We start from the raw sequence: 13,788 nt of genomic DNA on the forward strand, positions 1-13,788 counted from the left end.
TATCAGAATCACAGTCGCAGCTAGCCGAGTATCTCACGCAATAAAAAACCGCCCCGGAGGGCGGTTTTTCAATAATTTAGCGGCTTCTCAGAATCAGGCGGCCAGTTCATCCGTCTCGTTTTCCTTGAACATCTTGGCGAGGTTCAGGAAGCAGATCATGCCATTTTCCGAGGCGATGATGCCTTCGCAATAGGCCCGGTCGAAGGAGGCGGTCACTTCCGGCACCGGTTGGACCTGGCTGGACGAGATGGTGAGAATGTCCGAGACGCGGTCGACCAGCATGCCGATGACCATGCTGTGAACTTCGGCGACGACGATGGCGCTGCGCTCATTGGCGACGGTGCTCTTCATGCCGAGTTTGAAAGCAAGATCGATGATCGGGATCACCGAGCCGCGCAGGTTCATGACACCGATGACATCGGCCGGTGCATGGGGGATCGGCGTCGACGGCGCCCAGCCGCGGATTTCGCGGATGGTCGTGGTCTTGACGCAGAATTCCTGGTCATGCAGGCGGAAGGCAATAATTTCGAGCGTATCGCCGCTGAAGTTAGTTGAATTGATCGTCGCCATTAGAATTCTTCCCAACTATCGTAAGCCAGGGCAGAAGCGGATGCGCCACCATTGGCGCGGACAAGCTTTGCCTTCATCCCACGCGATGGCTTTGCGCTCGGCGAAGCATCGTTACGGTTATCGATGACTTTAGCGAAAGAGTGTTGCCCAAATCTAAATTGGGTGACGGGATTGCGAAGGTTTTTAAGCTCGGATGAAGGCAAGGCAGTTTTGCTGCCGATCTCCTCCAGCCGAAATTTTCGCAGTCAGGATACTCCAGGCTTATTCGAGATCCTCAAGAAGAAGTTCGCCGATTTACTCAGCTTATCGTCTCTTCGATCTGCGAGACCGCCCAATCGACCTGCTCTCTAGATATGACCAGTGGCGGAGCGAGGCGAATTGTGTGGTCGTGGGTGTCCTTGGCGAGAAGGCCGCGCTCCTTCAGCGCATGGCAATATTGCCGCGCGCCGCCGGCTTCGGGTTCCAGCTCGATGGCCATCATCAGGCCGCGGCCGCGGACGTCCCTGACGATGTTCGAGCGGATCGACCTCAAGCCTTCGAGGAAATAGTCGCCCATAACGGCGGCGTTCTCGATCATGCCCTCTTCCGTCAGCACCTTGAGTGCTGCGCGGGCCACCGCGCAGGCGAGCGGATTGCCGCCGAAGGTCGAGCCGTGCTGGCCGGGCTTCAGCACGCCCAGAACTTCGGAATTCGAAAGCACGGCCGACACCGGATAGAAGCCGCCGGATAGCGCCTTGCCGATCAGCGTCACGTCTGCCTCGATGCCTTCGTGCTCCTCGGCCAGCAGCTTGCCGGTGCGGCCGAGGCCGGTCTGGATCTCATCGAGGATAAGAGTGACGTTGTTTGCCGTGCAAAGCTCGCGGATGCGGGTGAAATAACCCGCCGGCGGAATGATGACGCCGGCTTCCCCCTGGATCGGTTCGATCAAGGCGGCCACGGTATTTCTGTTGATTACGGCGGCGAAAGCCTCGGCATCGCCGAACGGAATGATGCGGAAACCTGACGTGTAGGGGCCGAAACCGCTGCGGGCCTCGGGATCCGTCGAGAAGCTGATGATGCTCAGCGTCCGGCCATGAAAATTATCGGCGCAGACGATGATCTCCGCCTTGCCCTCCGGCACACCCTTGACCTCGTAACCCCATTTGCGCACCGCCTTGATGGCGGTCTCCACCGCTTCGGCGCCGGAATTCATCGGCAGGATCTTATGCGAGCCGGTGAGAGCCGCGAGTTCTTCGTAGAGATAGGCAAGCTGATCGTTGCGGAAGGCGCGGGAGGTGAGCGTCAGCCTGCCTGCCTGTTCGACCATGGCGGCGAGGATTTTCGGATGGCAGTGGCCCTGGTTGACGGCGGAATAGGCCGAGAGGCAATCGAGATAACGGTTGCCGTCGGTATCCCAGACATAAACACCTTCGCCACGCGTCAGCACCACGTCGAGCGGCTTGTAGTTATGGGCGCCGAGCCGTTGTTCAGTGGCGATCAGTTTTTCCGAAGTGTTCATGGTCGTTCTCCCTCTAATCTTATTTCAACGCATGTCGTTATCGCAAAACCGCCGCACACTTTTGCTCGACATGCTCTTACGCGGCGCGTGTCGGACGATCGAAGATGCGGCGGCCGAAGAGGCTTGCCGTCAGTTCCACCAGGATGCGGGCGCTCTTGCCGCGATCGTCGAGAAACGGATTGAGCTCGACGAGATCGAGCGACGAGACGAGGCCGCTGTCCGAAAGCATTTCCATCACCAGATGCGCCTCGCGAAAAGTCGCGCCGCCCGGAACCGTCGTGCCGACGCCCGGCGCAATCTCGGGATCGAGGAAATCGAGATCGAGGCTGACATGCAGCAGGCCGTTCGCTTTGGTGACGACATCGAGGATCTCACGCATGGTGGCGCCGATACCCTGCTCGTCGATCGCGCGCATGTCGAAGACGTTGACGCCGTGTTCGTGGATTTCCTCGCGCTCGCGCGCATCGACCGAACGGATGCCGACCTGGAAGACATTCTTCGGGTCGACGAGCGGACGGCCCTTCGGCAGGATCTCGGCGAACTCCGCTTGGCCACAAAAGAAGGCGACGGGCATGCCATGAATATTGCCGGAAGGCGATGTGGCCGGAGAGTTGAAATCGGCATGGGCATCGAGCCAGAGCACGAAGAGCGGGCGATCTTTGCCGGCGGCATAACGGGCCATGCCGGAGACGCTGCCCATGGAAAGGCTGTGGTCGCCGCCGAGAATCAGCGGGAAACGGCCGGAGGCCGCGACGTCGTGGACGCTGCTTTCGAGCGCGCGGGTGAAGGCACCGACGATCCTCAGATTGTGGGCCTTCGGGTGGTTCGGCAGGTCCATCGCCGGTACGATCCTGAGATCGCCAAGATCGGCAACGTCATGGCCAAGCTCGATCAGCGTCTGGTCGACGCCGGCAATGCGCAGGGCCGCAGGGCCCATGGCAGCGCCTCTGCGGCCGGAGCCTTCTTCCAGCGGCGCGCCGATGAGGGTGACAGATCGCGATTGGGCATTCATTTTGGAGGGCTCCGTGTTGAGGCCTGTTTCGACCGATAGTGGGATAAAGGGCTGGCGGCAAAAAGATGGAAAAGTGTCAGAAATGGACTATGATTGCGCAAATTGATAAACCATTTTTGACAAAGTGATCAGCGTGGACGATCTCGACACCGAACTTCTGAGTGCACTTCGCCATAACGCCCGGATCTCCGTCTCCTCGCTTGCGGCGATGACCGGCGCATCGCGGGCAACGGTTGCCGCCCGTATCGACCGGCTAGTGGCCAGCGGCATCATCGTCGGCTTCACCATCCGCACCGGCCATGAGACGCGCTCCGCCGGCGTTCGCGCCATCGTCATGATCGAGGTGCTCGGCAAGCTCGCCGACAGGGTGGCCGATCAGTTGCGGGGCCTGCCGCAGGTGCGCGCGCTGCACAGCACCAACGGCAAATGGGATTTCATCGCCGAACTCGAGGATCGCGACCTCGCCTCCTTCGACGAGACGCTGCGCCGCATCCGGCTGGTCAACGGCATCAATTCGACCGAGACCAATATCCTTCTCAAGACGAGCAAAACCGGCTTCTAAGTCGGCTTAAAGCCTTGTGTATGCCGTCGGTCCAAAGCCGCTGCCCAGCTTCGGGCGAGATGGATCAGTATTCCCGCTCATAGACAATGCCGGCTTCGCCTTCACCATTGCCACCGGCCCCACCGCGCAGCTTGACGCCGCGGCCGACATCGAGGTTGATCACCGCCTTGGCGCCGGCCGAACCGCCCTGCTGCAATTCGAAGTAGGTGCGGTCGTTGAGATAGCGGCCGACGCTGACGCTCGTCTGGCCCTTGGAATCGGTGCTGACGTCGAAATCGTCGACGCCGAGCTGGTTGCGCAGGCCTTCGAAAAGCGAGGTGGAGCGGTTGCCGGCCAGCTGACTGACGGCGTCGGCGAGCTGGGCGATCTGCACCGGCGAGAGCTTAGACATCGATTGGCCGAAAATCAGCTGCGCCAGCACCTCGTCCTGCGGCAGCTGGGGCGAGGAGGAAAAGGTGATGGCGGGGTCGGTGGCGAGGCCGGCGACGTCGACGGTCAGCGTCGTCGTGCCGGAGGCCGAGGTCGCTTCCATATCGAGCGCCGGCGTCATGTCGCCGGCAAAGGTGATCCGGCTCTTGTCGGAGAAATCCAGGCGGCGGTTGAGAATGGTCATGCGGCCGCGGTGCATGGTGAAACCGCCGGTCACGATGGGTGCAGCCGCCGTTCCGCGGATCGTCACCAGCCCGCCAAGCTCGGCGTCGATGCCGCGGCCGCGCACGAAGATATGCGAGGGCGCATCGATTTCGAGATCCAGGGTGATCACGGAGGATTTCTCGCCGGGTTTGCGCTCGCCGTCATCGCGCAGCTGCGCAAGCACCGCGCGCGGCGCATTCTTGTGGCGGATGTCGATTTCTCTCAGCGAGGTCGGCAATTTTTCCGGGACCGTGATCGAGGTCTTGTCCAGCCGAAGCTTGCCGCTCAGCGTTGCATTGGTGATCGGCCCGCGCAGGCCGACCGTGCCATTGACTGTCGAGACGACAAGGGTTCCATCGACATAGACCGCCTTGTCGAGCTTGATCGAAATGTCGGCGGGAAAGCCTCCGGCCGGCTGGATGCCGATGGTGCCGCTGGCCGAAATCGTGCCGCCGCCGCCAAGGCTGCCGGTGAGGCGGGATATCACCGCCTGGCTGCCATTGAAGGTCACTGTCGCCGTCAGATTGTTGACGGCCATATTGCGCCGGACGTCGACGAGCTTTGCGCCATTGGTCGAAACAGTACCGTTGATGACGGGTGCTGCGGCCGTTCCGCCGATCTGGAGATTGACGGTGGCGACGCCGTCGGCGACGAGGCCCTGTTGCGCAAGCGGGGCGCCGAGCACGGCGAAAGGAAGATTGCCTGTGAAGCGCATGTCCATGGCGCGATTGCCTGTGATGACGACGCTGCCGCCGCCCTTCAGCGACATGCCGGCATCACCGGCAAGACTGGTATCGACCGTCAGCCTGTTTCCGGCAAGTTTGCCTGATGCGTCGATGCTGAACGGCGAAAGGCCGGCACCTTTTGTCTGGCTCGTCGCTGCGTTCTTCCAATCAACCTTGAAGTCGACGGAGGGCGCCGACAGCGCGCCGGTGGCCTTTACGGTCGCCGAGACCGCGCCCTCGGCTGCAAGGCCGGGAACGAAGCCGTTGGCAATGCCGGCCGGAAGATTGGTGGTATTTGCCGTGACATCGAGCGACCGGATCGACGTGCCTGCGATGGCAAGATTGCCGGCAGCTTTCAGCGCAATGCCGCCGCCGCCGTTGAGGGCGGCATCGAAATCCAGCCTGTCACCGGCGTATTTCCCGGTCGCCGCCAACGCAAGGCGGGACAGGCCGGCAGCCTTGGTATGGCTGGTCGCGGCATCCTTCCAGTCGAGCTTGAAATCGACGACCGGATTTGCCGGGGTTCCCGACGTTACGGCGTTTGCCGAAAGCGTGCCTTCGGCACCGAGTCCTGGAACGAAGGCGTTTGCGATATTTGCCGGCAGCGCCGGGATATCGGCATTGATCGAAAGGTCCCGGATGGCCGTTCCCGCGATCGCGACGCCGCCCGTCGCCTTGGCCAACACGCCGTCCTTGCCGGTAAGGTTGGCATCGAAGTCGACCCGATCGTTGGCGAACTTGCCGGATGCCGCGGCACTCAGGCCCGAAAGGCCGCTGCTTTTGGTCTGGGCGGTCGCGGCGTTCTTCCAGTCGAGCTTGAAATCGACCGCTGGCTTTGGCAGCGCGCCGGAGGCGGATGCCGTGCCCGACACGGCGCCTTCTGCGGCAAGACCGGGGACGAAGCCGTTGGCGAGGCCTGCAGGAAGGTTGGCGAGATCGGCCTTGACGTCGAGGTTGCGGACTGACGTGCCTGATATCGCGATGTTGCCGGCGGCCCTCAGCGAGAGGCCGTCCCGGCCGCCGAGATTGGCATCGAAATCGAGCCGGTCGTCGGCGAAGCGTCCGGATGCGGCAAGTGCGAGGCCCGAGAGATGAGCGCTTCTGGTCTGGCTGGTCGCAGCATCCGCCCAGTCGAGCTTGAAGTCGGCCTTCGGTGCGGCAGGTGTCCCGGCGGCGGACATAGTGCCGGATATCGTGCCGCCGGCCGCCAGATCGGGAACGAAGGCGTTTGCGAGGCTGGCCGGAAGCTTGGCGATCTCGGCATCGACCTTGATGCTGTCGATCGCCGTACCGGCCAATGCGACATTGCCCATGGCCTTCAGGGAGAGGTCTTTATCGCCGCTGACCGCCGCATTGAAATCAAGCTTGTTTTCGGCAAATTTTCCCGATGCGGTCAAGCCGAGCGCTGCAAGGCCAGCACGTTTCGTGTGGCTCGTCGCAGCGTCTTTCCAATTGAAATCGAAATCGGCACTCGGGGCGGAAAGTGACCCGGTGGCCGAGATCTTTCCAGAGATCGTGCCTTCGGCGGCGAGATCGGCGACGAAGCTGTTTGCGATATTCGCCGGGACATTCGCCAGCACGGCATCGACTTTGACGTTGCCGATCGTCGTGCCTGTGATGGCGACATTGCCGTTTGCCTTCAGCGAGAGGCGGTTGGCGCCGCCGATCACTGTATCGAAATCGAGCTTGCTGTCTGCAAATTTACCGGATGCCTTGAGGCCAAGATCGGCAAGGCCGACGCGCTTCGTCTGGCTCGTCGCAGCACCTTTCCAATCGAGATCGAAATTGGCGGTGGGGGCAGCGAGGGAACCGGAGGCCGCCACTTTTCCTGTAATCGTGCCTTCGGCGGCGAGATCGGGAACGAAACCATTGGCGATGCGCGCAGGCAGGTTGAGGATATCGGCGTTGACATCAAGCACCGGTGCCTTCGGGTCGGCGAGCGCGACATTGCCGGCAGCCTTGAGCGAAAGGCCGTCATTGCTGCCGACCGTCGTGTTGAAATCGAGCTTGTTGTCGGCGAATTTGCCGCCGGCGGTGATGCCGAGCGGTGCCAGGCCGGCGCCTTTGGTCTGGCCCGTCGTCGCATCCTTCCAGTCGAGCTTGAAATCGGCGACCGGTGCCGCCGGTGTTCCGGTCACGGCAATCGTTCCGGAGATCGTGCCGCCGGCTGAAAGGTTGGGCACGAAACCGTTGGCGAGGGCTGCCGGCAGCTCGCGGATGTCTGCATCGAGCTTCAGCGTTTCGCCGGCGGAACCTGTGACGGTCACCGAACCGGTGCCGGTCTTCAGCGTCAGTTCGTTCAGGCTGGCGGCACCGCCGCCGACGGCGACCTGCGTCGGGGCGGCAAGCTCGATCGGGATATTGCGGGGGCTTGCCGAGAACCGGTCAAGGTTCAGGTGCATCGTGCCGTCCGCTGCCTCGATATTGCCGGCGGCCAGCACGGGATTGCCGTCATAGGCAGCATTGAGATCGAAATCGGTATGGTCTTGCTGCTTGGTAAACCTAAGCGAAAGGCCGGCGAGCCTGTTCGTTCCGGCACTTACCTCCTCGGCCTTGACCGTGCCGTTTGCCGCAAGGGCTTTGAGATCGCTGACCGTGACATCGATATCCGGCTTGACGATCGCAAGCGTATCACGGCGGATCGAGCCGCCGGTCGCAAGCAGCTTGAGCGCAATCCTGCCGCCATCGCTGCTGACGCCGAGCGACCCTTTGAGATCGCCGTCGGCCTTCTGCCCGCCGAGTGCGGCGAGCAGGCCGACATTGGGGAAATCGAAGGTCAGTGCGGCTGTTGGCTCCAGGGTAGGCGAGAATTCCACATTGCCGGTCAGCCGGTTGCCGCCGATATCGGCGGTCAGCGCCGGGATGCTCGTCTTGCCGTCCTGCGAACTTATATCACCGTTGATGCCGATCGGCTGGCCGTCGATCGTGCCGGTGGCGGCGATCCTGCCTTGCGGCGCTTTGGGATCAGCAAGACCCGACAAGTCGATATTGAGGTTGCCGAGCGTGCGGTCTGCCATTTCAAGGCTGGCGGCCTTGAGATTGGCCGCCACGGAAATTGCCGGGAGCTCACCTCCCACTCTCAACGCATAACCCGCCCCACCGCTGGCGCCGGGGATGAGCTTGCCGATGTCAGGCAGCCGGCCCGAGAGATCGGCATTCAACATCCCGCCATCGAGTGCGACGTTGCCGGCGGCTTCGAGCGTACCGGACTTCAGGACGAGATTGGACAGCGCGAATTTTGACGGGATGGTGCCGACCACCTGGCTTTCGAGCGAGATCGGTCCGTCGAACCTGCTTGTCACCGCAGCCGGCAGGGCTGCCGGGTTGATGGTGAGCTTGAGGTTGCCGGTCAGCGCTTTGTCCGCCAGCCGGTAGGAGCCATTGAGGCCGCCGTTGATATTGGCGCTTTCGACGGTGGTGCCGTTGAATCCGATGCCGGAGGGCGAGATCTGCAGCGGCGAGGCGATCGTGACCGGGCCTTGGACGGCGCGATTGAGGTTCGGCTCGGTAAAGGTCGTATCGCCAGCAACGAGGCGCAGCTGGACGCTGCCGGAACGGGCGGCGAGATTGAAGGCGTCGCTCTTTGCGGTCAGCTTGATGTTGCCGATAGTGGCCTGCGGCAGGGTTGCGGTGTCGAGCGAGCCGCTGACGTTCAGTCGGGCGGTCTGCGCATCGCCTGTCAGCGCCAGGTTGAGGCCTGATATCAGGAAGCGGGCATCGCCTTCGGCGAGCGGCCAGCGGAAATCGACAGGCCCCGACGTGCCGAGCAGATTGGCGTTCAGGCTGTTGTTGCCGGCAGGATCGAGGGTACCCGATGCGGCGATCACAACGCTGCCGGTGGCGATATTGCCGGTCTGGATATCGATCTTGCCGTGATTGTCGAAGGTGGTGGCAAGATCGATATTGGTCTGGCCGGCAAAAAGCGGCCGGAATGCCGATGGAAGCAGCGAGCTCAGGTCACCGCCGCCCTTGAGGTCGAGGTGGTGCAGCCCGTCTTCCGTAATCTGGTGCCGGGCTTCGATTGCGGCACGTTGCTGCCCGTCGAGGGCAGCCTGCAATTTGCCTTTCCAATCGGATATCGGCCCCTGGCCATCGAGATCGATGTTAACGGCCGGGCTGTCCGGCAGGCCGAGAAAGCCCGCCAGCAGTCCGCCCTTCGGCTCGGACAGCTGCGCCTTCAGCCGCAGCCGGTTTTCGGCTGGCGCAAAAGCGATGTCGGCGGCAAGCCGCGCATCCGGAACCGCGTGACGGCTGACATTGACGACGGCCTCGCCGCCATCGCCGTTCGCCGAAAGGCTGCCTTCGGCAGCGAGCGCAAAGGCGCGGCCGGCAACGGGTGCGGCAAGTTTGATATCGGGCAGCGCGATGCGGTCGACATCGACTTTGATCGGAAGGCTGAATCCGCCGGAATTTTCAGCTTGGGGCCGCGAGGGCAGGGTGCGTACCGGCTTGCGCAGCACGTTGATCGCTTCGATCTCGAAGCGTTTGGCATGGAAGGTTCCGGTCAGTAGCGCAAACGGATTCCAGTCGATCGCGACGCCATGAATTTCCGCAAAGACGCCCCTGGTGTCGGAGATGGAGATCTCGGCGGCGCGAAGCCCGCCGGTCAAAAGGCCTTGCGGTTCGCGAACCTCGATCGTCATGTCGCGGTTGGAAAGCGTGGAGGCTATCTTTTCGGTAACGATGCGAGCGCCAAAACTGGTGAAGCCGAAGATCGCCAGTGCGACGACGGCAAGAATCAACGTGGCGCCGACGGCATAGCCGGTGAGCCGTACGATCCAGTTGACGATTTTTGTCAGCGTTTGCATCGGCGCGAACACTACCCCGTTTTCATGACGGCTCACAGATCGGAAAACACGAGCGGAATCGGCAGTCCTAAAAGGATTGGCCGATGCCGGCGTAGATTCCGTAATCTGTGCCATCTTCGTACTTGTTCAGCGGCATGGCAAAATCAAGCCGCAGCGGGCCGAAAGGCGTTGCATATCGTATTCCGGCGCCGGCGCCGGCGCGAATATCGGAAAAACCTGGAAAGGTGCTGTCCGATACGGTGCCGACATCGATGAAGGGCACGATGCCGATCGTATCGGTGATCTTGATGCGGGCTTCCAGCGAACCAGTCACATAGGAGCGGCCGCCGGTGGGATCGCCATTGTCGTTGTAGGGCGAGATTTCCTGATAGCTGTATCCGCGCACCGAGCCGCCGCCGCCGGCAAAGAAGCGCTGCGTGGCGGGAATGTCCCCAATGCTATCGCCGCCGATCAGGACGCCGGCGGCGACCTTGCCGGCAAGCACCACGCCGTCTTCCTGGCCGAACGGCAAGTAGCCGGAGATCGAGCCCTCGAATGCCGCATAGGGCGTGGCGTTGAAGATCTCGTAGCCGGGCTTTGCCGAGAGCGTCGCGCGATAACCCTCTGTCGGGTTGAACTTGTCGTCGCGTGCGTCGCGATCATATTGGATCGGCAAGGTGAAGGTCAGATAGTCGTTCGTGCCGAAGGCGTCGTCGTCGCGCTCCCAGCTGACCTCGCCGCTCGCGGAGATCGTGTCCTGGTCGGTCAGCTCGTAGGAAAGGCCGAGCGAGGCGGTGACGAGCGTGGCGTTATAGGCATCCGGATTTTCGGTCTTGGCGATGATGCCGGCCTTCAGCGTGGCGGCGGGGAAGAAGGCGCCGGGCTTGGTGAAGAGGATGCCGGCGGAATAGTCGAGGCTGCCGACATCCGTCGTTTCGCCAAGCCGCGAGACCGCTCCCTCGATCCTCAGCGTTTCGGCTTCGCCGAACAGGTTGCGGTGGCCCCAATAGCCCTGAACGCCGAAGCCGTCGGTGGTGGAATATTGCGCGCCGACGCCGAAGTAGCGTCTCTTGCCTTCCGAAACCTCGATCGTCATCGGCAAGGTGCCATCCGGTGCCAGCGCATCCCCTTGGTGGATGGTGACGCTCGAAAAGACGCCGAGGGCGCGAAGGCGTTCGCCAGCCTTTTTCAGCGCTTCCGGGGAATAGGCTTCGCCCTTGTTCAGCCGGGAATAACGCTGGATGAAAGCTGGCCTGACGGTCTTCTCGCCGGTGACTCCGACATCGCCGATCGGGGCGATGGGACCGCCTTCGGCAGCAAGGACGATATCGACGGTATCGCTGTTGTGATCGGCGACGACCTTGCGTTCGGTCAACTTGGCAAACGGCCGGCCTTCGCTCTTCAATTGTTGGACGATCTTGTCACCGGCCCTGATGATGGCGAGCGAGCCGGCCTGCGCACCGGGGGCGAGATCGTAATCGGCGGGATTATGGTTTGCGGCATCGCCGCCGAACTGGACCTCCCTGACCTTGAAAACGGGGCCGGGAGCAATGTCGACGGTAACGGGGATCGGCCCGGACCGGTCGAATGTCGGATTGGGCGGCAGGTCGTCGATATTCTTGCCGTCGATGGTGATCGTCACCAAGCCGCCATAACGGGCCTTTTCATACAGAGTGGCGATCAGCCGCTCACGGTCGTCGCGCGCCTTGACGACCACGCCGAGATCGCCGGACACCGGCTGCTTCTGGTCGCTGACGAGACGGGAACTGTTTTCCAGCGCTTCTTTCAGGTCGGGATCGGCGGTATCGGCTTTGAGTTCGACCTGGTAGCGCACCGGATCGGGCACCTGTTCGCCTTCGTCTTCTTCCTTACCGAAAATGGTGATGCCGAAAAGCTTGAAGGCGTAAGCGTCGCCGATCAGGACCGGTGAGAACGCAGCTGCCGCTGCGACCACCATCATGGTGCCTGTTCGCCGATACGCAGTACTTGTTTTCGGGCCTGTCCCTCTGATCCGCATCCGCCGCTTTTGGTTATGTCTACATTGAAGCTTCGTTGCCCAGCCGTGAACAGCTTAGCGACAAAATCGCGCGGGGTGTACCATTTTAAATTGCCAACGCGCTAATTTAGCACAAAAAATCCCGGACCTGTGTCCGGGATTTCCTGAATTTACCGATTTCCAAGTGCTCTCAGCGCGGGCAACTATCGATGTAGCGGCGGCCGTAGCGGTCGCGATAGTAGCACTGGCCGGGTTGTTCGGCGACGCTGCCGATGAGGGCGCCGGACACGCCGCCGATAGCGGCGCCGACTGCCGCGCCACGGACGTTGCCGGTGACTACGCCGCCGATGACGGCACCTGATGCAGCGCCGATGCCGGCGCCCTGCTGCGTCGGCGTGCAGCTTGCGATCGACAGGCCGATCAATGCGAGTATGACAACTTTCTTCATCTTTTTTCTCCGAGGTTGTTGCCCAGTGGGCAAAGGCCGTCCCTTTTATTTTTTGTCAGGCTAGACCGAAAACTATGTCGGAAGAAAGGGTTGTCCATCCGGTGTGCTGATTTTTTTGCGATCGGGCTGGGTCGCCTTTTGCTCGGTCCGCAAACTCGGCTGCCTTCTGCGGCATCAATTTCGTTGATCGCGGCTTGCATATTTTTTATCTGGAATCATTCAAAAATCTGGGCCTTTTGCCGCAGTTGATGTTAAAGCAAAGGGTAAGGATTGACGCGCGGACGTCCAGTCATCAAGAACATCCGCGCGATACTGGAGCATATGATGGATTTCGAAGCGTTTTTCAAAAACGAGCTGGACGGGCTTCATACCGAGGGCCGTTACCGCGTTTTTGCCGATCTCGAACGTCACCGCGGCAATTTTCCCCGCGCGACGCGTTACACCGCGGATGGCGAGAAGGAAGTCACGGTCTGGTGCTCCAACGACTATCTCGGCATGGGCCAGCATCCGAAGGTGATCGAGGCGATGAAGAACGCCATCGACCACTGTGGCGCGGGTGCGGGAGGCACCCGGAATATTTCTGGCACCAACCACCATCATGTCATGCTCGAGCGTGAGCTTGCCGACCTGCACGGCAAGGAAGCAGCGCTGATCTTTACGTCTGGCTATGTTTCCAACTGGGCAGCGCTTGGCACGCTCGGCGCCAAGATCCCCGGCCTGATCATCTTCTCCGATGCGATGAACCATGCCTCGATGATCGAGGGCATCCGCTATGCAAAGTGCGAAAAGGTGATCTGGAAGCACAATGACGTGGCCGATCTCGAAGCCAAGCTAAAGGCCGCCGATCCGAAGGCGCCGAAGCTGATCGCCTTCGAGAGCGTCTATTCGATGGACGGCGATATCGCCCCGATCAAGGAGATCTGCGACCTCGCCGACAAATATGGGGCGATGACCTATCTCGACGAAGTGCATGGCGTCGGCATGTACGGCCCGCGCGGCGGCGGCATCGCCGAGCGCGAAGGGCTGATGGACCGGTTGACCGTGATCGAAGGCACGCTCGGCAAGGCATTCGGGGTGATGGGCGGCTATATCGCCGCTTCGACGGCACTTTGCGACTTCATCCGCTCGTTTGCCTCCGGCTTCATCTTCACCACGGCGCTGCCGCCGGCACTTGCCGCCGGCGCCGCCGCCTCGATCCAGCACCTGAAGGTCAGCCAGTTCGAGCGCGCCCGCCATCAGGATCGTGTCCGCAAGCTGAGAGCACTGCTCGACCAGCGTGGCATTCCGCATATGCCCAATCCGAGCCATATCGTGCCGGTGCTGGTCGGCGATGCGGCCAAGTGCAAGTGGATCTCCGATCTGCTGCTCGACAATTGCGGCGTCTACGTCCAGCCGATCAACTATCCGACAGTGCCGAAGAAGACCGAGCGCCTGCGCATCACGCCGACGCCGCTGCATTCCGACGCCGATATTGCCCATCTGGTCGAGGCGCTGCATTCGCTCTGGTCGCGGTGCGCGCTCGCAAGGCACGTCGCCTGATTTTTCGATGATCGCTCG

Annotated in this window: 8 protein-coding genes; 2 read left to right on the top strand and 6 right to left on the bottom strand. The window is 61.7% G+C overall.

Translation table 11 applies throughout. The features are described 5' to 3' along the window. Positions 1–93: 93 nt before the first annotated feature. From ACM5SV_RS08400 to rocF, 3 genes are all read right to left on the bottom strand, one after another. The gene (locus tag ACM5SV_RS08400; RefSeq protein WP_003543427.1) at positions 94–570 is read right to left on the bottom strand and encodes a chemotaxis protein CheW; all 477 of its coding nucleotides are present in this window, start codon (positions 568–570) and stop codon (positions 94–96) included. Positions 571–868: 298 nt separating this feature from the next. Continuing rightward, the gene (rocD, locus tag ACM5SV_RS08405; protein WP_012759228.1) at positions 869–2,068 is read right to left on the bottom strand and encodes an ornithine--oxo-acid transaminase; all 1,200 of its coding nucleotides are present in this window, start codon (positions 2,066–2,068) and stop codon (positions 869–871) included. A 76-nt stretch (positions 2,069–2,144) separates the two neighbouring features. Beyond that, complete coding sequence (gene rocF / locus ACM5SV_RS08410) at positions 2,145–3,080, bottom strand: arginase (RefSeq protein WP_012759227.1); 936 nt, start codon at positions 3,078–3,080, stop codon at positions 2,145–2,147. A 124-nt stretch (positions 3,081–3,204) separates the two neighbouring features. Here rocF and ACM5SV_RS08415 point away from each other — a divergent pair, with 124 nt between their 5' ends. Then, on the top strand, positions 3,205–3,642 hold the full coding sequence (locus ACM5SV_RS08415; protein WP_221969465.1) for an Lrp/AsnC family transcriptional regulator: 438 nt from the start codon (positions 3,205–3,207) through the stop codon (positions 3,640–3,642). 64 nt (positions 3,643–3,706) lie between these two features. On the opposite strand, the gene ACM5SV_RS08420 is transcribed toward ACM5SV_RS08415, so the two are convergent. The 3 genes from ACM5SV_RS08420 to ACM5SV_RS08430 all read right to left on the bottom strand — a co-directional run bounded on the left by ACM5SV_RS08420 (position 3,707) and on the right by ACM5SV_RS08430 (position 12,231). After that, entirely contained in the window at positions 3,707–9,808 is a 6,102-nt protein-coding gene (locus ACM5SV_RS08420) for a translocation/assembly module TamB domain-containing protein (RefSeq protein ID WP_222014522.1), read from the bottom strand. A 67-nt stretch (positions 9,809–9,875) separates the two neighbouring features. Beyond that, entirely contained in the window at positions 9,876–11,804 is a 1,929-nt protein-coding gene (locus ACM5SV_RS08425) for an autotransporter assembly complex protein TamA (protein ID WP_221991892.1), read from the bottom strand. Between the two features lie 169 nt (positions 11,805–11,973). Continuing rightward, positions 11,974–12,231, bottom strand: coding sequence for a YMGG-like glycine zipper-containing protein (locus ACM5SV_RS08430; RefSeq protein WP_012759223.1), 258 nt, complete (start codon positions 12,229–12,231; stop codon positions 11,974–11,976). A 324-nt stretch (positions 12,232–12,555) separates the two neighbouring features. Between ACM5SV_RS08430 and hemA the strand changes: the two genes are divergently transcribed. Further along, positions 12,556–13,770 (top strand): 5-aminolevulinate synthase, encoded by a 1,215-nt coding sequence (gene hemA / locus ACM5SV_RS08435; protein WP_012759222.1) that lies wholly within the window; start codon positions 12,556–12,558, stop codon positions 13,768–13,770. Positions 13,771–13,788: the final 18 nt, after the last annotated feature.

The sequence above is a fragment of the Rhizobium sp. CRRU65 genome (assembly GCF_048551595.1).
GTDB lineage: Bacteria > Pseudomonadota > Alphaproteobacteria > Rhizobiales > Rhizobiaceae > Rhizobium > Rhizobium leguminosarum_J.

What these genes read in the sequence shown, in the direction of transcription:
- ACM5SV_RS08400 (WP_003543427.1), bottom strand. Translation starts at nt 570, where the DNA reads ATGGCGACGATCAATTCAACTAACTTCAGCGGCGATACGCTCGAAATT.
- rocD (WP_012759228.1), bottom strand. Translation starts at nt 2,068, where the DNA reads ATGAACACTTCGGAAAAACTGATCGCCACTGAACAACGGCTCGGCGCC.
- rocF (WP_012759227.1), bottom strand. Translation starts at nt 3,080, where the DNA reads ATGAATGCCCAATCGCGATCTGTCACCCTCATCGGCGCGCCGCTGGAA.
- ACM5SV_RS08420 (WP_222014522.1), bottom strand. Translation starts at nt 9,808, where the DNA reads ATGCAAACGCTGACAAAAATCGTCAACTGGATCGTACGGCTCACCGGC.
- ACM5SV_RS08425 (WP_221991892.1), bottom strand. Translation starts at nt 11,804, where the DNA reads ATGCGGATCAGAGGGACAGGCCCGAAAACAAGTACTGCGTATCGGCGA.
- ACM5SV_RS08430 (WP_012759223.1), bottom strand. Translation starts at nt 12,231, where the DNA reads ATGAAGAAAGTTGTCATACTCGCATTGATCGGCCTGTCGATCGCAAGC.
- hemA (WP_012759222.1), top strand. Translation starts at nt 12,556, where the DNA reads ATGGATTTCGAAGCGTTTTTCAAAAACGAGCTGGACGGGCTTCATACC.